At 74.4% G+C, this 24,679-nt stretch carries 21 protein-coding genes; 7 read left to right on the top strand and 14 right to left on the bottom strand.

Annotation, left to right across the window (positions count from 1 at the left end):
• Nucleotides 1-15 precede the first annotated feature (15 nt).
• The 4 genes from MicB006_RS17920 to MicB006_RS17905 form a co-directional block, all read right to left on the bottom strand.
• Nucleotides 16-1,026, bottom strand: coding sequence for an aldo/keto reductase (locus MicB006_RS17920; RefSeq protein WP_116507634.1), 1,011 nt, complete (start codon nucleotides 1,024-1,026; stop codon nucleotides 16-18).
• Between the two features lie 11 nt (nucleotides 1,027-1,037).
• Nucleotides 1,038-1,985 carry an LLM class flavin-dependent oxidoreductase gene (locus MicB006_RS17915; protein WP_116511553.1) on the bottom strand — a complete coding sequence of 316 codons (948 nt, stop codon included), beginning with the start codon at nucleotides 1,983-1,985 and terminating at the stop codon, nucleotides 1,038-1,040.
• A 209-nt stretch (nucleotides 1,986-2,194) separates the two neighbouring features.
• Nucleotides 2,195-3,520 carry a low temperature requirement protein A gene (locus tag MicB006_RS17910; RefSeq protein ID WP_116507632.1) on the bottom strand — a complete coding sequence of 442 codons (1,326 nt, stop codon included), beginning with the start codon at nucleotides 3,518-3,520 and terminating at the stop codon, nucleotides 2,195-2,197.
• A 44-nt stretch (nucleotides 3,521-3,564) separates the two neighbouring features.
• Nucleotides 3,565-4,131: a TetR/AcrR family transcriptional regulator gene (locus tag MicB006_RS17905; RefSeq protein WP_116507630.1), complete on the bottom strand. Its 567-nt coding sequence runs from the start codon at nucleotides 4,129-4,131 to the stop codon at nucleotides 3,565-3,567.
• A 148-nt stretch (nucleotides 4,132-4,279) separates the two neighbouring features.
• Between MicB006_RS17905 and MicB006_RS17900 the strand changes: the two genes are divergently transcribed.
• On the top strand, nucleotides 4,280-5,215 hold the full coding sequence (locus MicB006_RS17900; RefSeq protein WP_116507629.1) for an SDR family NAD(P)-dependent oxidoreductase: 936 nt from the start codon (nucleotides 4,280-4,282) through the stop codon (nucleotides 5,213-5,215).
• 61 nt (nucleotides 5,216-5,276) lie between these two features.
• Here the strand turns inward: MicB006_RS17900 and sucB are convergent, their stop codons facing one another.
• The gene (sucB, locus tag MicB006_RS17895; RefSeq protein WP_116507627.1) at nucleotides 5,277-7,103 is read right to left on the bottom strand and encodes a 2-oxoglutarate dehydrogenase, E2 component, dihydrolipoamide succinyltransferase; all 1,827 of its coding nucleotides are present in this window, start codon (nucleotides 7,101-7,103) and stop codon (nucleotides 5,277-5,279) included.
• Between the two features lie 65 nt (nucleotides 7,104-7,168).
• Nucleotides 7,169-8,560 carry a dihydrolipoyl dehydrogenase gene (gene lpdA / locus MicB006_RS17890; protein WP_116507625.1) on the bottom strand — a complete coding sequence of 464 codons (1,392 nt, stop codon included), beginning with the start codon at nucleotides 8,558-8,560 and terminating at the stop codon, nucleotides 7,169-7,171.
• A gap of 179 nt (nucleotides 8,561-8,739) precedes the next feature.
• Between lpdA and MicB006_RS17885 the strand changes: the two genes are divergently transcribed.
• On the top strand, nucleotides 8,740-9,069 hold the full coding sequence (locus tag MicB006_RS17885) for a hypothetical protein (RefSeq protein ID WP_013287729.1): 330 nt from the start codon (nucleotides 8,740-8,742) through the stop codon (nucleotides 9,067-9,069).
• Between the two features lie 74 nt (nucleotides 9,070-9,143).
• Here MicB006_RS17885 and MicB006_RS17880 read toward each other — a convergent pair whose 3' ends face one another.
• Entirely contained in the window at nucleotides 9,144-10,712 is a 1,569-nt protein-coding gene (locus MicB006_RS17880) for a leucyl aminopeptidase (protein WP_116507623.1), read from the bottom strand.
• A 166-nt stretch (nucleotides 10,713-10,878) separates the two neighbouring features.
• On the opposite strand from MicB006_RS17880, the gene gcvT reads away from it, so the two are divergent.
• Nucleotides 10,879-12,003: a glycine cleavage system aminomethyltransferase GcvT gene (gene gcvT / locus MicB006_RS17875; RefSeq protein ID WP_192900093.1), complete on the top strand. Its 1,125-nt coding sequence runs from the start codon at nucleotides 10,879-10,881 to the stop codon at nucleotides 12,001-12,003.
• A 10-nt stretch (nucleotides 12,004-12,013) separates the two neighbouring features.
• Here the strand turns inward: gcvT and MicB006_RS17870 are convergent, their stop codons facing one another.
• The 4 genes from MicB006_RS17870 to MicB006_RS17855 all read right to left on the bottom strand — a co-directional run bounded on the left by MicB006_RS17870 (nucleotide 12,014) and on the right by MicB006_RS17855 (nucleotide 16,415).
• Complete coding sequence (locus tag MicB006_RS17870) at nucleotides 12,014-13,303, bottom strand: DUF2314 domain-containing protein (RefSeq protein ID WP_116507622.1); 1,290 nt, start codon at nucleotides 13,301-13,303, stop codon at nucleotides 12,014-12,016.
• A 63-nt stretch (nucleotides 13,304-13,366) separates the two neighbouring features.
• The gene (cobS, locus tag MicB006_RS17865) at nucleotides 13,367-14,140 is read right to left on the bottom strand and encodes an adenosylcobinamide-GDP ribazoletransferase (protein WP_116507620.1); all 774 of its coding nucleotides are present in this window, start codon (nucleotides 14,138-14,140) and stop codon (nucleotides 13,367-13,369) included.
• Nucleotides 14,130-16,157, bottom strand: coding sequence for a bifunctional adenosylcobinamide kinase/adenosylcobinamide-phosphate guanylyltransferase (locus MicB006_RS17860; protein WP_116507618.1), 2,028 nt, complete (start codon nucleotides 16,155-16,157; stop codon nucleotides 14,130-14,132). The genes cobS and MicB006_RS17860 overlap by 11 nt, the downstream gene beginning before the upstream one ends.
• Nucleotides 16,158-16,205: 48 nt before the next feature.
• A complete protein-coding gene (locus tag MicB006_RS17855) occupies nucleotides 16,206-16,415 on the bottom strand; it encodes a hypothetical protein (protein WP_030500114.1) in 210 nt (69 codons plus the stop codon).
• Nucleotides 16,416-16,591: 176 nt separating this feature from the next.
• On the opposite strand from MicB006_RS17855, the gene MicB006_RS17850 reads away from it, so the two are divergent.
• Both MicB006_RS17850 and MicB006_RS17845 read left to right on the top strand, forming a co-directional pair.
• Nucleotides 16,592-16,792: a hypothetical protein gene (locus tag MicB006_RS17850; RefSeq protein WP_073831474.1), complete on the top strand. Its 201-nt coding sequence runs from the start codon at nucleotides 16,592-16,594 to the stop codon at nucleotides 16,790-16,792.
• Nucleotides 16,789-17,586 (top strand): site-2 protease family protein, encoded by a 798-nt coding sequence (locus MicB006_RS17845; RefSeq protein ID WP_073831475.1) that lies wholly within the window; start codon nucleotides 16,789-16,791, stop codon nucleotides 17,584-17,586. Before MicB006_RS17850 ends, MicB006_RS17845 begins: the two co-directional genes overlap by 4 nt.
• A 49-nt stretch (nucleotides 17,587-17,635) precedes the next feature.
• On the opposite strand, the gene MicB006_RS17840 is transcribed toward MicB006_RS17845, so the two are convergent.
• Both MicB006_RS17840 and MicB006_RS17835 read right to left on the bottom strand, forming a co-directional pair.
• Nucleotides 17,636-18,634: an aldo/keto reductase family protein gene (locus MicB006_RS17840; RefSeq protein ID WP_116507616.1), complete on the bottom strand. Its 999-nt coding sequence runs from the start codon at nucleotides 18,632-18,634 to the stop codon at nucleotides 17,636-17,638.
• A gap of 42 nt (nucleotides 18,635-18,676) precedes the next feature.
• Nucleotides 18,677-19,336 carry a TetR/AcrR family transcriptional regulator gene (locus MicB006_RS17835; RefSeq protein ID WP_116507614.1) on the bottom strand — a complete coding sequence of 220 codons (660 nt, stop codon included), beginning with the start codon at nucleotides 19,334-19,336 and terminating at the stop codon, nucleotides 18,677-18,679.
• A gap of 80 nt (nucleotides 19,337-19,416) precedes the next feature.
• Between MicB006_RS17835 and MicB006_RS17830 the strand changes: the two genes are divergently transcribed.
• Entirely contained in the window at nucleotides 19,417-19,896 is a 480-nt protein-coding gene (locus MicB006_RS17830; RefSeq protein ID WP_073831478.1) for a cupin domain-containing protein, read from the top strand.
• A gap of 8 nt (nucleotides 19,897-19,904) precedes the next feature.
• Here MicB006_RS17830 and MicB006_RS17825 read toward each other — a convergent pair whose 3' ends face one another.
• Nucleotides 19,905-21,941, bottom strand: a complete 2,037-nt coding sequence (locus MicB006_RS17825; RefSeq protein WP_225980404.1) for a WG repeat-containing protein — start codon at nucleotides 21,939-21,941, stop codon at nucleotides 19,905-19,907.
• Here MicB006_RS17825 and MicB006_RS31670 point away from each other — a divergent pair.
• Nucleotides 21,907-22,842 (top strand): hypothetical protein, encoded by a 936-nt coding sequence (locus MicB006_RS31670; RefSeq protein ID WP_152037851.1) that lies wholly within the window; start codon nucleotides 21,907-21,909, stop codon nucleotides 22,840-22,842. The genes MicB006_RS17825 and MicB006_RS31670 overlap by 35 nt on opposite strands.
• The last annotated feature ends 1,837 nt before the right edge of the window (nucleotides 22,843-24,679 follow it).

Below are 24,679 nucleotides of genomic sequence, written 5' to 3'. Positions count from 1 at the left end.
GTGCGGCCGAGCCGGTCAGGCGTCGGCCGGGGCGGTACGCAGGTCGGCGAGCAGGCGCTCCACCTCCGCGAACGCGTCTTGTGGCAGCGGCCCGTACGCCAGCGCGCCGAGGTTCTCCTCGGCCTGCGCGACGGTCCGGCAGCCGGGGATGGGCAGGGTGTGCGGGCTGCGGGCGAGCAGCCAGCCCAGCGCGCCCTGGGCGAGCGTGCGGCCGTCGGCGGTCAGCGCCTCGCGGACCCGGGCCACCCGCTGCGCCCACTCGGCGCGCGGGACGCCGCCGGTGAACCAGTCCAGCCACTCCGGGGCCAGGCCGCGCACGTCGTCGTCGCCCCGGGCGGCCGGCGCGTCCTGGTACTTCGCGGTGAGCAGGCCCATCGCCAACGGCCCCCGGTTCAGGGCGGCCAGGTCGAACTCCGCGCAGACCGCGAGCATGGCCGCGTTGTCCCGCAGCACCGACTGGTCGTGCTGGATCGCCGCGCAGTGCGGTCCCGCCTCGGCGAAGGCGCGTGCCGAGGTGGGGTCGTCGGTGCTCCAGCCGTACGCCCGGATCTTGCCCTGGGCGACCAGGTCCTCCAGGGTGCCGACGAGGTCGAGTGCCTGCGGCACCGGCAGGCCGCCCAGGTGGAGCTGGTAGAGGTCGACGTGGTCGGTGCCCAGCCGGCGCAGCGAACCCTCCAGGCTGCGCCGGGCGTAGTCCGCCGTGGCGTCCTCGCCCAGGGCCTGCCGGGTCGCCTCGTCGGTGGGGTAGCCGAACTTGGTGGCGATGACCGCGCGGTCCCGGCGGTCGGCCAGCGCGCGCCCGAGCACCCGCTCGCTGTGCCCCGCGCCGTAGTTGCTGGACGTGTCGAACAGCGTCGCGCCCAGGTCGAGGGCCCGGTGGATGGTGCGTACCGACTCGTCGTCGTCCACCTCGCCCCAGCCGAGCGGTTGGCTGCCGTCCCAGAGCGGGCCACCGATCGCCCAGCAGCCCATGCCGATCGCGCTGACCTCGATGCCGCTGCGACCCAGCCGTCGTGTCGTCGTCATGGGCACAGTGTTCACTTTCGAGCGGGCTCGAAGTCCAGCGCTTTTCCGGCCAGCCGGGGCAGCAGCGGCGTGAGCGGCGCCACCGCGCCGGCGCGTACCGCGAAGTGGGTGACGCCCCAGCGGCGCTCGTGCCCGGCCACCGCCGCGACGATCTCGTCGGCGGTGCCGACCAGCGCGAACGGGGTGGCGAGCAGTTCGTCGACGGTGAGGTCGAGCTTCGCGGCGAGCGGCGCGGCGTCCGCCTCCGCGTCGTCGGTGACCGCGACGTGCTGGCCCAGCGCCTCCAGCACCGGCGGCGTGTCGCGGCCGGCGGCGCCGGCCGCGACGTGGGCGAGTTGCGCCTCGATCTGGTCGGTCCGCCACCTGACCTCGTGCCGGTGGCCGTCGGAGAGGGTACGCCCGAAGCCGGTCAGCCCCACCACGTCGGCGTGCGCCCCGGCCCAGCGCAGCAGCGCCGAGTTCGCGGTGCCGACGGTGAGCGGGATCCGGTCCTGGACCGGTCGGGGCTCCTTGAGGTGGGCGGCGTACGCGGTCAGCTCCTCGGTGTCCACAGTGACCGTCTCGCCGGCCAGCAGCGCCCGTACCGCCTCGGCCACCGCGACGCAGCGGCGGACCCGGCCGGCGACGTCCGGGCGCTCGCGCCCGACGGCCCGCCACTCGGCCGGGGTGTGCCCGGCGCCGAGGCCGAGCCGGGCCCGCCCGTCGGAGACCACGTCCAGCGTGGCCACGTCGGCGGCGAGCAGGATCGGTTCCCGGACGGCGGCGTTGGAGACGTACGAGCCGAGGCCCAGCGTGCTGGTCACGGCTCCCGCGGCGGCCAGCGCGACGAACGGCGAAGCGCAGTCGCCGGGATGGTCGGCCGCGAACAGCGCGTCGAAACCGGCCGCCTCGACGGTGCGGGCCAGCTCGGTCCAGCTCGCCGCGTCGGTGGGATGGGCCTGTACGGAGAAGGTCGCCATCGCCTCAGCATCGGCGCGCGCCGCGTCGCCGGCCACCCCGTACGCGCCGATTCTGCCGACGGCCGAACCGTAAGGAAGGGCCCCTTCTTAACGCCTGAGGAGGTGAAAGGGCCCCTTGTTAACAAGACACCTCACGCCGCGTCGAGGCGGGCCGGGCCGGCGGGGGAGCGCCGATCCGGCAGGTGCCACGGAGGCGGCGGGACGCTGGTTCACTCGCCTTCGTCGGGCCGGTCGTGCCAGCGGGCCCGCCAGGCAGCCTCGTGCGCCTCGTGGCTGGCGCGTTCCTCGAAGACCAGCTTCCGCAGGGCCCGCCGGCCCTCGTCGAAGACGATCACCTCGACGGCCACCATGCCGACGGTGATGGCGGTGAGTATGCCCAGCGCGGCCAGCCCCGGGACCCGCTCCGCGACCGGGATGGCCAGGCCGAGCAGCAACGCCGTCGCGACCCGCGTCCAGCTCAGCGTGCGCAGGGTACGCAGCTGGAACAGCATGTTGCCGCAGAGGTAGCAGATCACGCCGCCGAACAGCAGCGGCACGCCCGGGCCGTGCGCCGGCTCGCTCGGTGGCACGTTCGGGTCGGCGATCCCGTGCACGATCGTCTCGGCGCCGAGCGCGAACAGGATGATGCCCGCGATCATCGGCAGGAACAGGTACGCGTACGCATCCCGGGCCATCGCCACCCGGGGGCCGTCCTGCGCGACGTGCAACGCGATGCGGGCGGCCGGCCCGATCATGTCGTAGTGCGCCCACCAGAGCGCGGCGGTGAAGAAGATGCCGAGCACGGCGGCGGCCACGGCCGGCCAGGTGGGCGGCTGGCCGAGCAGATTGCTGCCGACGCCGACCGAGATCACGGATTCGCCCAGCGCGATGATCAGGATCAGGTCGTACCGCTCGGTCCAGTGTTCGGCGGACGCGACGCCCCAGCCCCAGGTGCCGGCGAGTATGCCGGTGCCGTACTGGAGCAGGATGACCACCGCCCACAGCACGTCCCGGAGCACCGCCGCGGAGAACAGGTCGTCGATCCTCGGCGGCAGCAGCGCGGCGACCAGCAGCAGCGCGGTGCTGCCGATCAGCTCCGGGGCGAACCGGAGGAGTTGCCGGCGCTCGTTCGGGCTGTCCCGGATGGCGTGCCGGTACAGCAGCAGGTGGATCAACCGCAGGACGGTGTAGCTGAGCGCCGCGACCATCGGCCCGGCCGCGTTGCCGGTGGGGTCCCGGAACGCCTGCGGCAGGGACAGCGCGAACGTGAACAGCGCGGCCATGCCGATGGTCATGAGCACCGGGACGAAGCCTTCGCCGAGGCGTACCCGGGTGGCGACCACGCTGTGCACGACCCACGACCACCAGAGCACGGCGAGGACCAGCAGCGCGTGCAGCAGCGCCCCGCCGTTCACCTGCAGGGCGGTGGCCCGGGTGATGATGAAGAACGAGAAGACGAAGACCAGGTCGAAGAAGATCTCGAACCGGTCGACGCGGGCGCCTGGGGCCACCGGCACCGCCGGCCCCAGGCGTCCCCGCCAGCGGTACGAGCCCACCGGCCGAGTCTGTCAGCGCACGTCGGTCCGGGTGGCCGATTCGGTCAGCCCGGCCGGTGGCGCAGGCCGTCCATGAGCAGGTCGAGCAGGCGTCCGGCCTGGGCGCGCTGGTCCGGTTCGCCGGCCACCAGGGAGACCCCGCTGAGGCTGGCGAGCACGTCGGCGGCGGCCACGTCGGCGCGCAGGACGCCGGCCGCCGCGCCGGCCGCGAGCAATTCGCCGAGCGCGGCCAGCAGCAGGTCGCGGCTCTGCGCGTACGGGTTGGCGCCGGAGGCGATGACCAGCCGCAGCGCGTCGGCCATGCCCCGCTTGGTGGCGAGGTAGTCGACGAACCGGTCCATCCACGCGCGCAGCGCCACGTCGGCGGGCCGGGTGGCGAGCAGCGACGGCGCGGCGTCGCAGAGCTTCTCCAGCTCGTTGCGGTACGCCGCCTCGATGAGCGCTTCGCGGCTGGGGAAGTGGCGGTAGAGCGTGCCGATGCCGACGCCGGCCTCCTTGGCGACGCGATCGAGCGTTACCTCCGCGCCCGCCTGGGAAAACGCCTGCACCGCGGTGTCCAGCAGGCGCTGCCGGTTGCGCAGCGCGTCGGCGCGCAGCGGACGGTCGGGCACGGTTCCTCCTCGGCTCGACCGGGTCGCAGGCCCGGGTCGATGGTAACCGGAGCCCCCTCCGGTTATGCTGAGCAAGTAACGGAGGATCCTCCGCTTCTGATCGTAGCGGGCGGACATCGGTCCGCGTCGCCGTCGACAAGGATGGACCATGACAACCCCGACACCAGTCACGACCCCGTTCGACTCCGAGACCACCGCCCTGGAGGTGGTCCGCGACCTGGACCTGACCGGCCGGCGGGCCGTCGTCACCGGCGGCGCCTCCGGGATCGGCGTGGAGACCGCCCGCGCGCTCGCCTCCGCCGGAGCGGACGTCACCCTCGCGGTCCGCAACACCGAGGCCGGTCAGCGCGCCGCCGCCGACATCACCGCCGCCACCGGCAACGACGGGATCCTGGTCGCCCCGCTCGACCTGGACGATCTCGCGTCGGTGGCCGCGTTCGTCCGGAACTGGGACGGCCCGCTGCACATGCTCGTCAACAACGCCGGCATCATGGCCTCCCCGGAGATGCGCACCGAGCAGGGCTGGGAGATGCAGTTCGCGACCAACCACCTCGGGCACTTCGCGCTGGCCACCGGACTGCGCCCGGCGCTCGCCGCGGCCGGGGGCGCGCGTGTCGTCTCGGTCAGTTCGGGCGCCCACCTGCGCTCACCGGTGGTGTTCTCCGACATCCACTTCCGGCAGCGGCCGTACGACCCGTGGCTGGCGTACGGGCAGTCCAAGACCGCGAACGTGCTCTTCGCGGTCGAGGCGACCCGGCGCTGGGCCGACGACGGCATCTACACCAACGCGCTGATGCCCGGCGCGATCCGGACCAACCTGCAGCGCTACATCAGCGAGGAGGAGCTGGCACGGATGCGCAGCGGCAACGCGGCCGCCTTCAAGACCCCCGAGCAGGGCGCGGCTACCTCGGTGCTGGTCGCCACCTCACCGCTGCTCGACGGCGTCGGCGGCCGGTACTTCGAGGACTGCCAGGAGGCCGGACCGAACGAGCCCGGCACGCGGACCGGCTGGGCCCCGTACGCCCGGGACCCGGAGGCCGCCGAGCAGCTCTGGACGGTCTCCGAGGAGCACCTGAAGGGCTGAGGCCGCAAACGACGAAGGGGGCGCGCGGCATGTCGCCGCGCGCCCCCTCGCCGTCTCGGATCTACAGACCCAGCTCGGCCTCGAAGTTGCCGGCCTCCAGCCGCTCCTTCACCGCGGTGAGGAAGCGGGCCGCGTCGGCGCCGTCGATCAGGCGGTGGTCGTACGACATGGCCAGGTAGACCATCGACCGGATCGCGACTACCTCGCCCAGCTCCGGGTCGTTCACCACGACCGGGCGCTTCACCACGGCGCCCGTACCGAGCATCGCCGACTGCGGCGACGGCACGATCGGGGTGTCGAACAGCGCGCCCCGGCTGCCGGTGTTGGTCACCGTGAAGGTCGCCCCGGCCATCTCGTCCGGGGTGATCTTGTTGGCCCGGGTGCGCTCGGCCAGGTCGGCGATCCGCTTGGCGATGCCGCCCATGTTCAGGTCACCGGCGTTGTGGATGACCGGCACGAGCAGCCCGCGCTCGGTGTCCACGGCGATACCCAGGTGTTCCGCGGCCGGGTAGGTGATCGTCCCGCCCTCCAGGTCCATGCTGGCCTGGACGATCGGGTACGTCTGGAGCGCCTCGATCGCCGCGAGCGCGAAGAACGGCAGGAACGACAGCTTCACGCCGTGCTTGGCCTGGAACGACTCCTTCGCCCGCGCCCGCAGCTTGGCGACCCGGGTGACGTCCACCTCGACCACTGTGGTCAGCTGGGCCGTCTCGTGCAGCGACTGCTGCATCCGCTTGGCGATGGTGGCCCGGATACGCGGCAGCTTCTCGGTCGTACCCCGCTTGGCGCTCGGCTGCGGCTTGGCGGCCGGCTGCGCCGGCGCCTCCGCCTTGGCGGCCGGAGCGGCGGCCGGCGCGGGCTTGGCGGCCTTCGCCTTCTCGGCCGCCTCCAGCACGTCCTGCTTGCGGATGCGGCCACCCACACCGGTGCCCTTGACCGAGCCCAGGTCCACGCCGTGCTCGGCGGCGAGCTTGCGCACCAGCGGCGTCACGTACCCGGCGGAGTCCTCGCCGAACTCGGCCGGAACGCTCGGGCGCTGCGCGGCGGCCGGAGCGGACGGCTGCGCCGCCGCCTCGGCCTTGGCCGGCTGCGCGGCCTGCTCCGCCTCGGCGGCCGGCTCGTTGTAGGCCGCGCCCGGCGTGGGCTCCTCGACCTTCGGCTCCGGCTCCGGCTTGGGCTCGGGCTTCGCCTCGGCCTTGGGCTCGGGCTTCGGCTCCGCCTTCGCGGGCGCGGCGCCGGCTACCCCGACGATCGCCAGCACGGCGCCGACGTCGGCGGTCTCGTCCTCGGCGACCTTGATCTCCTGCAGCGTGCCGGCGACCGGCGACGGGATCTCGGTGTCGACCTTGTCGGTGGAGACCTCCAGCAGCGGCTCGTCCACCTCGACGGTCTCGCCGACCTGCTTGAGCCAGCGGGTGACGGTGCCCTCGGTGACGCTCTCGCCCAGGGCCGGCATGGTCACCGGCGTACCCTCGCCCGACGACGCGGCGGGCTGGGCCGGCTCCTCGACGGCCGGCTGCTCGGCCTCGGCGCCCGGCTCGGCGGCGGCCTCCTCGGCCTGCTCCGGCTCGGGGCCGGTGCCCTCGGCGGCGGCCGTCGGCTCGGTGGCCGGCTCGGCCTCCTCGGTGGGAGCCGCGCCCGCGTCCTCGCCCTCGCCGGCGATGACCGCCAGCTCGCTGCCGACCTCGGCGGTCTCGTCCTCGCCGACCACGATCCGGCTCAGCACGCCCGCCGCGGGGGACGGGATCTCGGTGTCGACCTTGTCGGTCGACACCTCGAGCAGGGGCTCGTCGACCTCGACGGTGTCACCCTCCTGCTTGAGCCAGCGCGTGACGGTGCCCTCGGTGACGCTCTCGCCGAGCCGGGGCATGGTGACCGATACCGGCATGTTCTCCAGACTCCTTCATTCCCTGGTGGGATTCTCGCCCGTCGCCGGACGCCGCGGTTGTCGTGTCAGGCGTGCGCGTGCAGCGGCTTGCCGGCCAGGGCCAGGTGCGCCTCGCCCAGAGCCTCGTTCTGCGTCGGGTGGGCGTGCACGAGCTGCGCCACCTCGGCCGGGTACGCCTCCCAGTTGTAGATGAGCTGCGCCTCGCCGATCAGCTCACCGACCCGGGCGCCGACCATGTGCACGCCGACCACCGGGCCGTCGTCCACCCGGACCAGCTTCACGTGGCCCGCGGTCTTGAGGATCTGGCTCTTGCCGTTGCCGCCCAGGTTGTAGTTGTACGTCTTGATCTTGTCGGCGCCGTACTGCTCCTTGGCCTTCGCCTCGGTCAGGCCGACCGAGGCCAGCTCCGGGTCGCAGTAGGTCACGCGCGGGATGCCGGCCTCGTCGATCACGGCCGGGCTCTTTCCGGCGATCTCCTCGGCGACGAAGATGCCCTGCTGGAAGCCGCGGTGCGCGAGCTGCAGGCCGGGCACGATGTCGCCGACCGCGTAGACGTTCGGCACGCTGGTGCGCAGCCGCTCGTCGGTCAGCACGTAGCCGCGGTCCATCTTGACGCCCTGCTCCTCGTAGCCGAGGCCGGCGGTGTTCGGGCCACGGCCCACGGCGACCAGCAGCAGCTCGGCCTCGACCGTGTCGCCGCCCTGAATGGTCAGCTTCACGCCCTTGTCGGTCTTCTCGACCTTCTCGAACGGCTTGCCGACCTTGAAGTTGATCTTCCGCTTGCGGAACGCCCGCTCCAGGGCCTTCGACGACTCCTCGTCCTCGGCGGCGACCAGGCGGGGCAGCGCCTCGACGATGGTCACGTCCACGCCGAAGGACTTCCAGACGCTCGCGAACTCGACGCCGATCACGCCACCGCCGAGCACGATCGCCGACGACGGCACCCGGTCCAGGGTCAGGGCGTGGTCGCTGGTGATGATCCGCTCGCCGTCGACGTCCAGGCCGGGCAGGCTCTTCGCGTACGAGCCGGAGGCCAGCACGACGTTACGGCCGGTGTAGCGCTTGCCGTCGACCTCGACGACGTTCTTGCCGACCAGCTTGCCGGCGCCCGCCACGAAGGTGATCTTCTTGCTGCTGCCCACCAGGCCCTGCAGGCCCTTGTACAGGCGGGAGATCACGCCGTCCTTGTACGAGTTGACCGCCTTCATGTCGATGCCCACCAGCTCGGCCTTCACGCCGAACTGCTCGGACTCGCGGGTCTGGTCGGCGATCTCGGCGGCGTGCAGCAGCGCCTTGGTCGGGATGCACCCGTTGTGCAGGCAGGTCCCGCCCAGCTTGCTCTTCTCGATGAGGGCGACGGAGAGGTCCAGCTGGGCGGCACGCAGCGCCGCCGCGAAGCCGCCGCTACCACCTCCGAGGATGACGATGTCGAAGGTCGTGTCGTTCGGCTCGCTCACATCCAACTCCCAGGTCGCGTCACTGCATCGGGGGTTACGGCGGAGTAACAGGCACACCCCACCTCGGTCATCTTGTCACCACCACGGACCGGGCGCGTACCGAGGTGCCCAACGACACGTCGGTGACACGTACCCTTGGCACCGTCCACGATGACGGCGCTGGGGGAGGAGTGGATTCGGTGGGGTTGTTCCGACGACGAAAGCGGGCCGCCCCGGCGAGCCGCGACCGTGCCGCCGACCGCGCCGATCTGGACCACTTGGAGAACTTCGTCCGGACCCGTAAGGGCGTCGAGGCGTACATCGAACCCCGTACGACGGTCACCGAGACCACGATCATGCTGATCGCCGACGACGGCGAGTGGACCCGGCGGCGTGTGGGCGGGCCGGACGAGGCCCGGCGCTGGGCGCACCGGATCGCCATTCCGATCTACGACGTGCGGCTGATGGGCTATCCGCAGCGCATGCGCGACTACAACGAGCGCCGCAAGCGCCGTCCCGAGCTGTTCTGAGCTACCTGAACCCAGGTGTTAAAAAGGGCCCCTTCTACAACGCCAGGCGTTAAGAAGGGGCCCTTCCTTACACGTCAGCCGTTGGTGGCGACGTCCTCGACGAGGTGCAGCAGCGTACGCACCGGCACGCCGGTGCCGCCCTTGGTCCAGTAGCCGGTCGCCTCACCCGAGTGGTAGCCCGGACCGGCGATGTCGATGTGCGCCCACGCCACGTCGTCGGTGACGAACTCGCGCAGGAACACGCCGCCCTGGAGCATGTGCCCGGCCCGGTCCATCCCGGCGTTGACCTGCGAGATGTCCGCGACGTCCGACTCCATGCCCTTGCGCACGTCGTCCGGCAGCGGCATCGGCCAGGCCGGCTCGCCGGTCTCGTCACCGGCCACCCGCACCCGCTCGCACAGCTCGGGGGTGCCCATCACACCGGCGATCCGCTTGCCCAGCGCGATCACCTGCCCACCGGTCAGCGTCGAGGTCTCGAACAGGTAGTCCGCGCCGTCCGCGCAGGCCCGCGCCATCGCGTCGGCCAGCACCATCCGGCCCTCGGCGTCGGTGTTGAGCACCTCCACCTTCTTGCCGTTGAACATGCTGATCACGTCGCCCGGCCGGTAGCTGGTGCCCGACGGCATGTTCTCCGCCATCGGCAGGTAGCCGGTGACGGTGACCGACGGCTTGAGCGCCGCGACCGCCAGCATGGCCGCGCCGACCGCCGCCGCGCCGGCCATGTCCGACTTCATCTCCCACATGCCCTGGGCCGGCTTGATCGAGATGCCGCCGGTGTCGAACGTGATGCCCTTGCCGACCAGCGCGACCCGCTTGCCGTTGCCGCCGCCCTCCGGCGTGTAGGTGATCTTCACCAGCCGGGGCGGGGCCTCGGAGCCCTGGCCGACGGCGAGGATGCCGCCGTAGCCGCCGGCCTTGAGCGCCGCCTCGTCCAGCACCTCGACCTCCAGCCCGGCCTCGCGGGCGGCGGTGGAGACGACGTCGGCGAACGCCGGGGGACGCAGCTCGTTCGGCGCGGTGTTCACCCAGTCCCGGCTGGTCCGCACCGCGCCGGCCACCGCCTGCGCCCGGGCGACCTCGGCCTGCGCGGTCGCGTCGGCCGCGTCCGGCACCGCCACCAGCACCTCGGCCACCGGCTCGCGCCGGGCCGGCTGCGGCTTGGTCTTGTAGCCGGCGAACCGGTAGCCGCCCAGCAGCGCGCCCTCGGCGACCGCGCGCAGCGCGGCCGGGGCGTCGGCGTCGTCGGGCAGCGGCAGGGCGAGGGCGACGCGCGGGGCGCCGGCCAGTGCCCGTACGGCCGCGCCGGCGGCCCGGCGCAGCGACTCCGGAGCCGGGGCGGCGCCCGAGGGCTCCGGGCCGAGCCCGACGGCGACGACCAGCGGCGCGGTCACCGTGCCCAGCGTGGCCAGCTTGATCACCTCGCCCGGGCCACCTGTCGCGCCGAGCAGAGCCAGCGTCTCGGTCAGCTTTCCGTCGAACGCGGCGGCGATGCTCTCCGCGCCGCTGGCCAGCAGCAGGGCGTGGGCGGGTGCGCCGCTGCCCGGCTCGGTGGTCTGGCTGTGCACGCCGATCACGATCGCGTCGACGGCGAGTTCGGCGGGGTCGGTGTCGACCAGGCTGAGGGTGGTACGGGGCGATGTCACGAAAGCTACTCCGGGCGGGCCGGGCCGGTCGCGTCGTCGCGTACCGGCGATGAAGGTCTCTCCGGCGGAAACCTACCCGCCGGGAGGCGTGGCTGTCCCGCCGATGCGCGCCGACGGGATCCCGCCGATGCTAACCACAGTCGTCGCGGCCGGTAAGTTGCCACCCATGACCGAGGTGACCTCCGACGCCGCCGAGACCCGGCTGCGCCGTTCCCCGCTGCACGAGCGGCACACCGCGCTCGGCGCGAAGTTCGCCCCCTTCGGCGGCTGGCAGATGCCGCTGGAGTACGCCGGTGGCGGCGTGCTCAAGGAGCACACGGCCGTCCGCGAGGGCGTCGGCGTGTTCGACGTCTCGCACCTGGGCAAGATCCGGGTCACCGGGCCCGGCGCGGCGGACTTCGTCAACGCCTGCCTCACCAACGACCTCGGCCGGATCGCCCCCGGCCAGGCGCAGTACACGCTCTGCTGCGACGACGCCACCGGCGGCGTGGTGGACGACATCATCGCCTACCTGCACGCCGACGACCACGTCTTCCTGGTGCCCAACGCCGCGAACACCGCCGAGGTCGCCCGGCGGCTGCGCGCCGCCGCCCCCGAGGGCGTCACCGTCACCGACGAGCACGAGGCGTACGCGGTGCTCGCGGTCCAGGGCCCGCGCTCGGCGGACCTGCTCGGCGCGCTCGGCCTGCCCACCGGGCACGACTACATGAGCTTCTCCACCGCCATGCTGGCCGGGGTGGAGCTGACCGTGTGCCGCACCGGCTACACCGGCGAGCTGGGCTACGAGCTGGTCGTGGCGTCCGAGCACGCGGTCGCCGTCTGGGACGCGATCTTCGCGGCGGCCGACGACGTGCGCGCCTGCGGCCTGGCCGCCCGGGACACGCTGCGCACCGAGATGGGGTACCCGCTGCACGGGCAGGACCTCTCCCCGGAGATCACCCCGGTGCAGGGCCGCTCCGGCTGGGCGGTGGGCTGGGACAAGCCGGCGTTCTGGGGCCGCGACGCGCTGCGCGCCGAGAAGGCCGCCGGCCCGGCCCGTACGCTGCGCGGCCTCACCGCCGTCGACCGGGCCATCCCGCGCCCCGGCATGGCCGTGTACGCGGGCGACAAGCAGGTCGGCACCGTCACCAGCGGCACGTTCAGCCCGACGCTCAAGCACGGCATCGCGCTGGCGCTGGTCGACACCGACCCGAAGCTGCCCGACGGCGAGGAGCTGGAGGTGGACATCCGCGGCCGTCGTGCCCGGATGCGCCTGACCAGGCCGCCGTTCGTCCAGCCCTCGGTGCGCTGAGCCGCGCGGCTCAGTCCTCGCCGCGCTCCCCGGCGTCGAGGACTGCCTGCGTCCAGCCGCCCTCCAGCACGCCGGTGCCGTCCAGCACCGCCCAGTCGACCACGTCCGACGCCTCCACCACCACGGGCGAGCCGATCCGCACGCTCGGGTCGGTGTTGGCGTCGCTGGCGCTGGCCGCGACGATCCGTTCCGGCGTGTCCCACGAGGTCACCCCGGCCCAGACGTACTCGGGGCCGTCGTCGCCGGGCAGCCCGTACTTGACCACGAGCTGGCTCTCCTCGGGCAGCCGCCCGGCCAGGAAGCGGGCCCGGATGTCGCCGAGCGCGGCGCGGGCCGTCTCCACCGCGCGGCTCATCGCGTCACCGGTGCGGGTGTAGCGCACGTCCGGCTGGATGCCGTTGAACAGCGTCGCGCACGCGGCGGCGAAGTAGCGGCCGGGCGGCCCCGGATGGCCGGGCGGCGGGTTCAGACTCAGGAACGAGTCGGCGTCCGGGTCGGTGGCCGGGTCCAGCTCCAGCCGCAGCAGCACCGGCGCGGTCGCGCCGTGCTGCTCCGGATTGCCGTACGCGACGGCGATGTCGTGCCCGGTCACCGTGGCCAGCACCGGCAGCTGCACGAACGCCGGCACCTCCTCGCCGGACAGGCCGTCGGTCCAGTCCCGCAGCAGCCGCCGGGCCGCGCCGGTCATCACCGCGCCCCAGGCCCGGGTCAGGTGGTCCGGCACGCCCTGGGCCTGCAACTCCAGCAGCCCGAACCGGCGCAGCCCCTTGGTGGTGAACCAGAGCCCGTCGGAGTCCGAGGAGTAGGGCACCAGGACCCAGTCGACGAGCCGGATCCGGCCGTTGTCGTCCGGCAGCGAGCGCAGCGCCGCCGCCGGGTCGAGGAACTGGAGCCCGAAGACGTCCACCACGTCCCCGCCGACCGTCTCGGCGACCGCCGCGGCCACCGCGCGGGCGGCCCACTCGTGCGCGGGCGGCCAGCCCGGCCGGTACTCGGCCTGCACCACCACCAGGTGGGTGGCGGCGGCCAGCCGGGCCAGCTGCTCCTCGGTGGCGCCGAACGCGGTGAGCAGGTCCGGCGGCAGCTCGGGGAACTCGTCCACGGTCCGGGTGTCCACGGTCATCAGCGGACTGTCGAGCATCTGCTTGGCCAGCCCGTGCACCGGCTCGGCGAGCCGGCCGGCCAGCCCTTCGACGGCGGTCTTCGGGCTCACCTTGGGCAGGCCGGTGATCGGCACCAGATAGGTCGCGTCGAGCGACTCGGGCACCGGTACCGGCAGGAAGTCGTCCGTGATGAGCATGCCGTCCCCCTCGACCGCGCCGGTGCACTCGCCCCGAACGCTACCCGCCCGGACCGGTGGCGCTCAGCCGGTCAGCACCAGTCCCAGGTAGGACAGCGTGGTGACGATCTCCACGAGCGCCCCGAGCACGTCGCCGGTGATGCCGCCGAAGCGGCGTACCAGGTGCCGGAGCAGCCCGGCCGTGACGGCGAGCGCGCCGAGCACGGCGAGCGGCCCCTGCCACGGACGGTCCGGGACGGCGGGCACGGCCGCCAGCGCGACGGCGACCGCGCCGAGCGCCAGCGCGCCCCACCCGACCGTGCCGGCCACGAGCGCGCCCAGGCCCTCGGGCCGGGCCGCCGGCACGCCGCGCCGGCAGGCCAGGCCGACGGCGAGCCGCCCGGCCGCGCTCGCCGCGACCACGGCGGCGAACGCGGCGAGCGCGTCCCGCCCGGCCAGCTCCGCGAGCACCGCGCTCTGGAGCAGGAGTACGACCACGAGCGCGACCACCCCGAACGGGCCGACGTCCGGCTGCTTCATGATCTCCAGCGCGGCCGGACCACGCCGGTACGAGCCGAGCGCGTCCACGGTGTCGGCCAGCCCGTCCAGGTGCAGCCCGCGGGTGAGCAGCGCGCCCAGCCCGACCGTGACCACCGCGGCGACGAGCGGGGGCGCGAGCGCGCCGGTGAGCAGCAGCACCGCGCCGAGTACGGCGCCGAGCAGCGCGCCGACCAGCGGGGCGAGCGCCATCGCGGTGCCGGCGGCGGCCCGGTCGACCCGGCCGGCGCGTACCGGGGCGGTGGTGAACGTGGTGAGCGCCAGCCGGATGCCGTCGGCGAGCCGCGCCTCAGTCGGCACGTCGGCCGGGGGAGACCGGCTCGTCGGACCCGATCGTGGTCGGGCCCGGCCCGGCCGGCTCCGGCTCGGCGAAGTCCGGCTCGTCCGGTTCGGTGCCGTAACCGGTGCGGTCGCTGTTGCCGCTGTCGCCGCCGCCGGTGCCGTCGCGGTCTGCGTTGTCGCTGTCGTCGCCGCCGAGTGACGGGTGCACCGGCAGCGTGGCGGCGAGCGTCAGCGCGGAGCGCAGCAGCGGCAGCGCGGCCAGCGCGGTCGCCCCCTCGCCCAGGTCGAGCCGCAGGTCCACCAGCGGCGTCAGGCCGAGCACGTCGGCGGCCAGGCGCACACCCGGGCGGCCGCCGTGGTCGGGCAGCAGGCACCAGTGCCGGGCCTGGCCGGCCAGGTCGCGGCTGACCATCGCGGCGGCGGTGCCGACCGGACCGTCCAGCAGCACCGGCAGCCGCCGCGCGGTGGCGCCGAGCAGCACGCCGGTGGCCAGCGCGATGTCGCCGCCGCCCAGCTCGGCCAGGATGTCCTTGGCCTCGCGGGGGGAGCGGCGGGTGCGGTGCAGCGCGTCGCGTACCGCCGCGCAGCGGACCATCCAGGCGGCGTCGTCGATCTCGCCCTGCTCGGTGACCACCCGGCCGAGCACCGTGGGCGGCTCCGCGCCCGCGGTGGCCGCGAGCACCGCCGCGGCGGCCGCCTCGGCACCGGCCCCGCAGGCGGCCAGCACCAGCAGCCGTACCCCCGCGTCGGCGGCCTGCTCGGCGAGCCGCCAGCCGTAGCGCAGCGCCGCCTCGACCTCGTCGGCGGGCAGGGCCGGGCCGTCCTCGATCGGCGCGGACGTGGGCGCCTCGACGATCTGGAGATCGGCTCGGTTCTCGGCGGCGAGCCGGGCCAGCGCGCCCCGGCCGGCGCGGGCCTGCCGGGCGCGGCGGGCGGACTCGCCGGGCCGCGCGCCGGCCGAGGCGCCGCCGGCGTGGTCGCCGTGGATCAGCAGCACCCGCACGGCGTCCCACGGACGCGGGATCGAGGTGCCCTGGGTGGCGGCGGCGAAGCCGACCACCTGCTCCAGGACGCCGAGACCGGCGCCGGGCACGTCGAGCGTGGCGAGCCGGTCGACAGCCTGCGGACCGGTGTAGTCGTCGGGCATCGGCAGTTCCATGCCCGGCTGGATCACCAGACCGGTGGCGATCATCGGCAGCGCCATGGTGGGGGCGGCCCAGTCACCGGTACCGGGCGCTTCCGGCGTGGCCGGGCCGGGCACCGGGGCGGCGGCCGGGGTGAGCACCTCGGGCAGCGTCACGTCCCCGGCGCCGAAGTCGGCCGGTGCGGCCCGGCCGGACGTGGTCTCGGCGGGCACGGCCTCGGTCGCCCCGGCTGCCCCGAGCCCCGCGACGGCGCCTGGATCGGTCCCGGGCGTCGCGGCGCGGCTCGGCTCCGCCTCGGGCGACGTGCCGGCGGGCGGCACGGTGTGCGCCGCGTGCGCGGGCGCGGCCGGCTTGAGCCACGCGGCCTGGCCGGCCACCACGAGCGCGACCGCGTCGCAGGCGTCGGCTACCGCGCGGTTCGTCGCGCCCAGCGCGTCGGTGAACGCGCGGCCCAGCGGCGTGGTGGGCACCAGGGACAGGCCCACCTCCGGGCTGACCAGCACCAGCCGGGCCTCGCTGGACCGGACCGCCGCGGCCAGCTCGGCGATGGTGGCGGTGTCGTCGGCGGGCTGGTGGGCCGGGTCGAGCAGCACCGTCACCCAGCCGCCCAGGTCGTCCACGATCAGCGTCTCGTTGGGCCCGGCGGTGGTGATCACCTCGGCGAGCCGGCCCGGGTCCGCAGCGGTCTCCTCGGTGGTCCAGCTCCCCGGCCGACGGGCGCGGTGCGCCGCGAGGCGGGTCGCCCACTCGGTGTCCTCCGGGTCCCCGGCCGGGGCGGTCGCCACGTACCGGACCGTGGGCGCGTCGGCGACCAGCGACTCGGCGATCTCGGACTTGCCGGAGCGGATACCGCCGAGCACCAGGAGGGTGTGCCACCCGTCAACGGACATGCCCCGTACCTTAGATGCCGCCGCCCGGGTGGGGCAGTGAGAGGTGGCTCATCGCGGTCGGCGCTCGGGGGCCTCGAAGCGATAGTCGTTGGGATTCACGTCAACCGGCTTCGGATCCTCCTGCCAGGCTCCCTCGCCGGGGCGGGCGAGGAGCGCGTCGAGCAGCTCCTCCCGGTCCATCTCGTGGGCCGCCTCGATGCCGCCGCGTACCGCCATCGCCCGTACCTCCTCGGTGTCCATCTCCCGCAACGGCCGCATGGTGTCCTCCCTCGCTGGCGACGTCCCGGCGTGGATACCCCGCTGGTGACGGCCGAACCTTGCGGGCACCCGCGCGTCGGCCCGCGCCGGTCGAGGGGTGAAGCGTCGTGGGCGGGCGACTAGGCTTGCGGAGGTTTGGCGTCCTGCGGGACGACGGCGGCGAGGGGAGACGCGGCATGGCGTGGAGCTGGCGGTACGAGGGCACGAACGGCGACGCGGTCGACGGACCGGGTGAGTCGTTCACGAGCCAGGCGGACGCCGAGTCGTGGATCGGCCAGACCTGGCGGGAGCTCGCGGCATCCGGCGTCACCACAGTCGTGCTGGTCGAGGACGACCGGGTGGACTACCGGATGAGCCTGCAACCCCCGGCCGAATGACCGGCTACGACCGCCCGGGCGAGCCGCTGGTCCTCGGCGTGCCCCGGGCGGCGTTCCGGCCGAGCCCCATCTTCCTGGCCCTGGTCGCGCTCTTCGTCGCCAGCGGGGTGATGGCCTGGAACCGGTACGGCAACGTCCGGTTCGACGTGTTCCTCTTCGTGGTCTCCGGCTGGCTGGTCTCACTCTGCCTGCACGAGTACGCCCACGCCGTGGTCGCGTACCGGGCCGGTGACCGGGACATCGCCCACCGGGGCTACCTGACGCTCAACCCGCTGAAGTACACCAGCCCGCTGCTGTCGATCGTGCTGCCGGTGGTCGTGGTGCTGCTCGGCGGCATCGGCCTGCCCGGCGGCGCGGTCTGGGTGGACCGGCACGCCATCCCGGGCCGGCTGCGGCACACGCTCGTCAGCCTGGCCGGGCCGGCCACCAACGTGCTGTTCACGCTGGTGCTGGTGGCGGCAGTGGCGTGGGGCCCCGAGCTGGGCGGGCCGCTGGAGTTCTGGGCCGGGGTCGGGCTGCTCGCGTTCCTCCAGCTCACCGCCAGCGTGCTCAACCTGCTGCCGGTGCCGGGCCTGGACGGCGGAAACATGCTCCAGCCCTGGCTGAGCCCCGCCTACCGGCGGATGTACGACCTGTTCGCCCCGTACGGCTTCATCCTGCTGTTCGCGCTGCTGTGGAGCCCGCAGATCAACAGGGCGTTCTTCGGCGCGGTCTTCGCCGTCGGCGACGCGCTCGGGCTGCCGCGGGAGCTGTACCAGATCGGGTTCGCCCTGATCCGCTTCTGGCAGGGCTGAGAGACACCGCGTCCCCGGGCCGGCGGTCGTGCCGGCCCGGGGAGGGGCCTCACGGACGCTGCGCCGGGCTCTCGGTCTTCGCCGGGTCCCGCTCGGTGACCGGCTCGACGATCTCGTCGATCGCCTTGAGCAGGTCGGCGTCGAGCTTCACGCCCGCCGCCTTCACGTTGTCGTGCACCTGCTCTGGCCGGGACGCGCCGACGATCGCCGAGGCGACGTTCGGGTTCTGCAGCACCCACGCGACGGCGAGCTGCGGCATGGTCAGCCCGGCCTGCTCGGCCAGCGGCTTGAGCCGCTGCACCCGGGTGAGCACGTCGTCGTTCAGGAACCGCGCGATGAAGTTCGCGCCGGACTTCTCGTCGGTGGCGCGGGAGCCGGCGGGCGGCGGCTGGCCCGGCAGGTACTTGCCGGACAGCACGCCCTGCGCCATCGGCGACCAGACGATCTGACCGATGCCCAGCTCCTCGCTGGCCGGGATCACCTCGGTCTCGATGACCCGCCACAGCATCGAGTACTGCGGCTGGTTGGAGATCAGCGGGATGCGCAGCTCGCGGGCGAGCGCGTGCGCCTCGCGCAGCTGCGACGCCTTCCACTCGGAGACGCCGATGTAGTGCGCCTTGCCGGAGCGCACGACGTCGGCGAAGGCCTCCATCGTCTCCTCCAGCGGAGTGCTGTAGTCGTAGCGGTGGGCCTGGTAGAGGTCGACGTGGTCGGTCTGCAGGCGACGCAGCGAGCCGTCGATCGACTCCATGATGTGCTTGCGGGACAGGCCCCGGTCGTTGCGGCCCGGCCCGGTCGGCCAGTAGACCTTGGTGAAGATCTCCAGCCCTTCGCGGCGCTCACCCTTGAGCGCCCGCCCGAGCACCGACTCGGCCCGGGTGCCGGCGTACACGTCGGCGGTGTCGAACGTGGTGATGCCGCTGTCGAGGGCGGCGCGGACGCACGCGAGCGCGGCGTCCTCCTCGACCTGCGAGCCGTGGGTGATCCAGTTGCCGTACGAGATCTCGCTGACCATCAGGCCGGAGCGGCCCAGGTGACGGAATTCCATGGCCCCGACCCTAGCCCTGGCCGGTCGTCCCCGCCGTGCGGCTCACCCCGGCAGCAGCGCGTCCCGCATCCGGGCGCCGAGCCACTCCCGGAAGCTCTCCTCCGTCCACCCGCACCGCTGCACCAACGCCGCGTAGTGCGCCGGGTCGTTGTAGAACCACAGCGTGTCGACCGCGCGTCCGGTGCCCGCGCCCGCCCGTAGCGGACCGTCCAGGGTGAGCAGGTGGTCGACCACCATGGTGGCGCCCGCGCGACGGTTGCGCAGCAGCGTCTCCCACAGCTCGGCCACCTCGGGCGCCTCGTCCGCCGCGCGACGCACCGCCTCGAACGCGCCGGCTGCGCGGTGCCCGATCAACGAGCAGACCCCGGCGTACGCGTCGAGCACCGCACCCTGGTCGGTCGCCTCCCAGACCGGCTGGAACCACGGGCGACGCGCCACCGGCACCGGCTCGTCGTCACCGGCGAGCGCCTCGTCGAGCACTTGGTGCAGCAGCGCGGCCTTGGAGCCGAACGCGGCGAACACGGTGGGCCGGGCGACGCCGGCCGCAGCCGCCACGTCGGCCAGCGACGTCGCCGCGTAGCCGTGGGTGACGAACAGGTGGGTCGCCGCGCGCACGACCGCCTGACGGGTACGCCGCGCGTTCTCCTCGCGCACCGTCGAGCGGTAGGGGCGGGTCGCCTTGCCGTCCTTGACTCCAGCCATGACCTCGCGATACTAACAACGTATTCAGCAGACTGCTGACTATCGAATATTGCTTCGTTCATCGAAATCGGGAGGCCGCCATGTCCATCCGCCCCTACCTGCTCGGGCCCCACGACGGCGAGGCGTACTGGTTCCTCGGCAACCTGTGCACCCTGAAGGCCGGCGGCCGGCACACCCGGGACCGGCTCACCGTCGCCGAGTTCGTGAACCCGCCCGGCTTCGCCCCGCCGCTGCACCGCCACCAGGTCGAGGACGAGATGTTCTACCTGCTCTCCGGCACCGCCCGGTTCCTCTGCGACGGCGACACGCTCACCGCCGGGCCCGGTGACTTCGTCCTGCTGCCGGTCGGGCTCGCGCACACCTTCGTGGTCGGCCCGGACGAGCCGTTGCGCGCGCTGCAGATCACCACCCCGGCCGGGTTCGAGCGGTTCGCCGCCGAGGCGGGCGTACCGGCGCCCGAACGCCGGCTGCCCGACCCCGCCCCGATCGACCCGGCCGCGCTCGGGCACGCCGCCGCCCGCAACGGCATCGAACTGCTGGGCCCCCCGCCGTCGGCGTGAGGTGCGGGTCAGAGCACCGGGCTGGCGTCGGCGAGCAGCCCGTCGATCTCCGCGACCACCGCCGCGTGGCCGGGGTGCACCGGGTCGATGAGCGGCTCGCCGCGCCGGTCCAGCGCGCCCCACCGGCCCGACTCCGTGGCGACCAGGAACGCCACCGGATGCACCACCACGGTCGGGTACGCCGGCGTGACCACCACCCGGCCGCCCCGGTCCACCACGCCCCGGCGACCGGCCAGCTCGACCACTGCCAGGCCGTCGGCGGTGAACCCGTCCACCTTCCGTCCGTCGGCCAGCGGCGTACCGAGACCGTGGTACCGGGTCGGCACCACCACCTCGCCGGTGAGGTCCACCGCGCCCCAGCCGCCGTTCTGCCGTACCGCAGCCAGGCCGCTGCGGAACGGCCTGACCTCCTCGTACCCGGGCGGGATCCGCACGATGTTCATCCGGTCGACGGCCATCCAGCGGCCCTTGCCGTCCATCGACACCCAGGACAGCCCTTCGGAGAAGGCACCCACCGCCCGGTAGCCGTTGTTCGCCTCGATCAGCGCCACGCCGGACGTGTCGATCAGCGCCCAGCGCGACGCCTCCGGACGGCGTACCCAGGCCAGCCCCTCGTGGAACGGCTGCGCCTCGGCGTACCGGTGCGTGATCACCATCTCGCCGTCGGCGTTCGCGTACCCCCAGAGCTGCTGCTCCTCGTCGAACGTCGCCACCGGGAGACGCGGGGCGCCGAGCACCTCCTCGGTCCGGCGCGGGGCGGGACCGAAACCGTCGGCGGCGGCCCGCTCCGCGACCGCGTCCAGCGCCACCTCGACGCGCGCGTTCATCGGCGCGTCCTCGCCGTGACGCAGGTCCAGCGCCCGCTCGAAGTGCAGGCACGCCTCGGTCAGCCGGCCCTGGTCGTAGCAGCTCCGCCCGGCGTGCTCGTGCAGCAGCGCGCGCAGAGGGTCCGGCAGCTCCGGCGAGTTCGCCTCGGCGAAGAGCCGGTCGGCCTCCGCGTGGTCACCCCGCCACCGCAGCGCCTCGGCCAGACGGGCGCGGGCCAGCGCGGTACGCCGCAGCTCACCTGTCGATTCCGCGTACGTGACGGCCAGCCGCGCGTCCCCGAGCGCGTCGTCCAGGTCGCCGAGGATCCGCGACGCCACCGCCCGCAGGCTCAGCAGCCGGGCCCGGCCACGATTGTCCAGTGTGGTGTCGAGCTTGCCGGTCAGGCCGTCCCGGATCAGCCGCAGCTGCGCCGGATCGGGCGCTTCCTCGCGCAGCGTACGCGGATCCAGCCGCCAGCCGACCGCGGCGAGGGCCTGCTCCGGGTCCGCCGGGGGCGGCGGTGTCGCCGGCTCGGCGTCCGCTTCGGCGTCCGGTTCTTGTGTACGGGGAGTCGTCGCGTTGTCGGTCTGACCGGTCGCCGTGTCGGCCGGCTCGGGTGGTGTGGGCTCGTGGTCGTGCTCCGGATCGACGGCTGCGGCGTCGGTGTGGGCTGCGGGCTCGCCGTCGGTCGCGGGTTCGGCGGGTGCGGGGTCCGGGTCACCGGTCGCGTCGGTCGGCGTGGTCTCGTTGCCGTAGTCGTCGCCAGGCCCGGCGGAAGGCGTTTCGGCGGGCTCCTGTTGCGGCGCTGTGTGGTCGGTGGCGTCGTCGGTGTCGGCGGGCTCCGGCGGCGCGGTGTGATCACTGCCGGCCTCGGTGTCGGCGGGTTCCGGCTGCGAGGTTGTGATGCCGCTGCGCTCGGCGGCGGCGCGGGTGCCGACGGGCTCCGTTTCCGCGGCTGGGAGGTCGGTGCGGTCGCTGTTGAGCAGGGTGCCGACCGGCTCGGGCGCGGCGGCCCTGCCCTCGATGTGAGCGGACCCTTGCGGGTCGTCGGTTGCCGTCGGTTCCCCACCGATGGCGTCTGATGCCGCTGCGCCCTGCACGGCTGCGGCGTCGACGAAGGGAGTGGCGCCGGTCGGCGCGGAATCCGATGTTGGCGCGGTCGCGCCGGGTGCCGCCGCCACAGTGACCGGCGGTTCGGCGTCGGTGACCGGCCCGTTGCTTCCGGTGTCGGCGGACATGCGATTGCCCGCGTTCTCGCCGCCGGAGGCGGGCCCGGCCGACGTGTCCAAGCGCCCGGTCGCCGGGTCGGTGGTCGTTCCTCGCTCCGCCGGTGTGTCACCGGCTGGCACGTCGGCGGTGCTTGTGGATTCGCTGGTGCTGGTGCTGGTGCTGGTGCTGGTGCTGGTGCTGGTGCTGGTGCTGGTGGCGGCCGGGGTGTCGTTGCTGGTTGCGGCGTCGGATTTTGTGGTGACGCCCGTCCCGGGCAGCGTCGGTGTGGTGCCCACCCCGCCCGCACCCACCGCGGAGGCACGGCCCGGCATTGCGGCGGCGTCTCCCGCGGCCGCCCCTGGGCGCGGCGTCGCCGGCTCAGCCCGGTCCGCTGAAGATCTTGGTACGAAATGGCCCCCAGGGGGGCCGGAATCTTCCAAGATCTCCGGCGGTTTCGGGGCCTCGGCGGCGGCGGGGGTGGTGGTGGGCTGGCTGGGGCGGAACCATGCCTCGGGGCCGGAATCCGTGGCCGGGGAAGACGGAGTCGTCGTTCCCGCATGGGGGTGCTCGGATCGCTCCGACGGCTCGTCGGTGCGGTCGATGGCCGGGCCGGTTGCCGTCCGCCCCGTACCGGGCGTGGGCTGGGGGCTGACGGCGGCGTCGGGTCGGTTGGTCTCAGTGGCCGACGTGGACGGAGCGCTCAGCTCGGACTCGCGACGACCGGCATCCGCACCCGGCGTGGCTCCGGCGTCCGGTCCGGCGTCGGGCTCGCCGGTGGCGACGGGCTCGGCGGCGGGGCGGGGCGCGATCGGGGCGGAGTGCTCCACCGAGTCGGCGGGCCTGGCCTCGGGTCGCTGCTCGGCCGGTCTGGCCGGCGTGGGTACGGCCGGCCTGTCGACGGTCTGCTGTGCGGGCACGGAGCCCGGGTAAGCGGGTGGTGCCGGGCGAGCCGTCGCAGCCTGGGCCGGATTCACCCGGTCGGCAGAAGGCGAGCCGGAACGCTCGCCGGTCCGGTCCTGCGGCGGCGTGGGCCGAGCCGCCCCCTCGCTCCGGCCCGTTGCTCCCGCGCCACCCGGGCCCTGTGCTCCGGCAGCGGACGCGCCGAAAGTGGACGCTCCCGACGTGGACGCGCTGGATGTGGGTGCGCCGGACGCGGGTGCGCTGGTAGTGGACGCGCCGGACGCGGGCGCTCCGGATGCGGGTGCGTCCGAAGCGGGCGTACGGGGAATGGGCGCGTCGGAAGGCGACGCGGCGGGGGTGACCGCGCCGGAAGCGGGAGTGCCCGCGGCGGGCACGCCGGCCTGCCGTTCAGGAGATACCGGACGCGGGGTGTCGCCGGTCCGAGGTGTGGCCGGGCCTTCCCCGGAACGGCCGGGCGCGGCCGACGGCGGAACCGGATCAGGGCGTCCCGGGGCGACCCGGGGACGGTCGTCGGGGCGGGTGTGTGCGGCCGGTTCGACAGGTTTCGTCTCCCGGCCGTCGGCGACTCGGGGCGGCGGGTGACCGGCCGGCCGTACCGGCCACTGCGCCGGCGGTGTCGACCTGCGCTCGTCCGGCAGGGCCGGCCTGCGTGCATCCTGCGACGACCGGCGGTCGTCCGGCTGCGCGGGACTCCGGTCGGGCGATCCGGGCCGGGGGGCGTCCGGCCGCATCGGCCACTGCGGGGCAGGGGCCTCGGGGCGGGCGGCAGCGTCGGGCTGCGACCGGCCGGGCTCGGGACGGGGCATGGCGGTGGGCGGCCGGGTGGCGGAGGGCTGGGAGCGCGTCTCGTCGCGGTGACCGGCGAGGTCGGACTGAATGCCCGGACCGGTCGGCCGGGTGTCCCGCGAGCCTGGGCGGACGGAACTGCCCTGCTCCGGGTGGCGTGCGTCGGGGCGGGCGGCGTCGGACGGCGGCATCGGGTACCGCTGCGGCGCCGGCCGTTCCTCCTGCGGGCGCTGCCGTTCGTCCGGCCGGCGCGTGTCCGGCTCGGGACGGGACCTCGGCTCGATGATCGGCCACTCGCCCTGGTGCGGGCGGGACCGGTCAGCCGGCGGGCGCTGACCCTGCCACCGCTGGTCGGCGGCGGGACGCGGTGCGCCGTACCGGTCGGGCTCGGTTTCGGGCGCGCGGCGCTGGGTCTCCGGGTACGCGGCGGCCTCCCGGCCCGGCGCACGGCCATCCGCGAAGGGGCGACCGTCCGTCGGCGCACGGCCGTCCGTCGGCGAGCGGTGATCTGCCGGGGCGCGGCCGTCCACCGGCTCACGCCGCTCCGCCGGGGGACGCCTGCTCGGGTCACGCCAGCCGTCACCGTCGGTGCCGCGCCAACCGTCCCGGCCCGGCTGGCCCCACCCGGCCGCGCCCCGCTCCAGCGGCGACACGGCGTCGTCGCGCCGATCGGCCGGACGCCCGCCGCCGTGGTCACGCCGCCCGTCGAACGGCGGCTCCCGGCGCTCGTCCGGGGAGCGGTCACGGCGTCCGTCGGGCGTGGACTCGCGGCGCCCGGCGGGGTAGTGGTCCCGCCGCGCGTCGGACGCCGGGCCCCACCGCTGTTCCGACGCGGCAGGCGGGCCCTCGACCGGGGCGCGGCGTCCGTCGGCCTGGTGCGGGCGGTCGGCCCGGCGCTCGGCATGGTGCGGGAACTCGTTCGGCTCCGGCATCCAGCCGGGCTGGGACGGCCGGCGCGGTGCGTCGTCGGGACGTACCCAGCGTTGGTCGAGCCGCTGCTCGGGCGGCGTGGGCGGGCCGGGGTGCCGATCCTCCGGCCAGGGCCGCCGCCCGTCCGTGG

It is taken from the genome of Micromonospora sp. B006, assembly GCF_003408515.1.
GTDB classification, from domain to species: Bacteria; Actinomycetota; Actinomycetes; order Mycobacteriales; family Micromonosporaceae; genus Micromonospora; species Micromonospora echinospora_A.
The sequence above is the reverse complement of the archived record's forward strand: the minus strand, read 5'-3'. Positions and strand labels throughout refer to the sequence as shown.

What these genes read in the sequence shown, in the direction of transcription:
- MicB006_RS17920 (WP_116507634.1), bottom strand. Translation starts at nt 1,026, where the DNA reads ATGACGACGACACGACGGCTGGGTCGCAGCGGCATCGAGGTCAGCGCG.
- MicB006_RS17840 (WP_116507616.1), bottom strand. Translation starts at nt 18,634, where the DNA reads ATGGAATTCCGTCACCTGGGCCGCTCCGGCCTGATGGTCAGCGAGATC.
- MicB006_RS17825 (WP_225980404.1), bottom strand. Translation starts at nt 21,941, where the DNA reads ATGTCCGCCGACACCGGAAGCAACGGGCCGGTCACCGACGCCGAACCG.
- MicB006_RS17845 (WP_073831475.1), top strand. Translation starts at nt 16,789, where the DNA reads ATGACCGGCTACGACCGCCCGGGCGAGCCGCTGGTCCTCGGCGTGCCC.
- MicB006_RS17870 (WP_116507622.1), bottom strand. Translation starts at nt 13,303, where the DNA reads ATGCTCATCACGGACGACTTCCTGCCGGTACCGGTGCCCGAGTCGCTC.
- MicB006_RS17855 (WP_030500114.1), bottom strand. Translation starts at nt 16,415, where the DNA reads ATGCGGCCGTTGCGGGAGATGGACACCGAGGAGGTACGGGCGATGGCG.
- MicB006_RS17915 (WP_116511553.1), bottom strand. Translation starts at nt 1,985, where the DNA reads ATGGCGACCTTCTCCGTACAGGCCCATCCCACCGACGCGGCGAGCTGG.
- sucB (WP_116507627.1), bottom strand. Translation starts at nt 7,103, where the DNA reads ATGCCGGTATCGGTCACCATGCCCCGGCTCGGCGAGAGCGTCACCGAG.
- MicB006_RS17830 (WP_073831478.1), top strand. Translation starts at nt 19,417, where the DNA reads ATGTCCATCCGCCCCTACCTGCTCGGGCCCCACGACGGCGAGGCGTAC.
- MicB006_RS17860 (WP_116507618.1), bottom strand. Translation starts at nt 16,157, where the DNA reads ATGTCCGTTGACGGGTGGCACACCCTCCTGGTGCTCGGCGGTATCCGC.
- MicB006_RS17850 (WP_073831474.1), top strand. Translation starts at nt 16,592, where the DNA reads ATGGCGTGGAGCTGGCGGTACGAGGGCACGAACGGCGACGCGGTCGAC.
- gcvT (WP_192900093.1), top strand. Translation starts at nt 10,879, where the DNA reads ATGACCGAGGTGACCTCCGACGCCGCCGAGACCCGGCTGCGCCGTTCC.
- MicB006_RS17900 (WP_116507629.1), top strand. Translation starts at nt 4,280, where the DNA reads ATGACAACCCCGACACCAGTCACGACCCCGTTCGACTCCGAGACCACC.
- MicB006_RS17835 (WP_116507614.1), bottom strand. Translation starts at nt 19,336, where the DNA reads ATGGCTGGAGTCAAGGACGGCAAGGCGACCCGCCCCTACCGCTCGACG.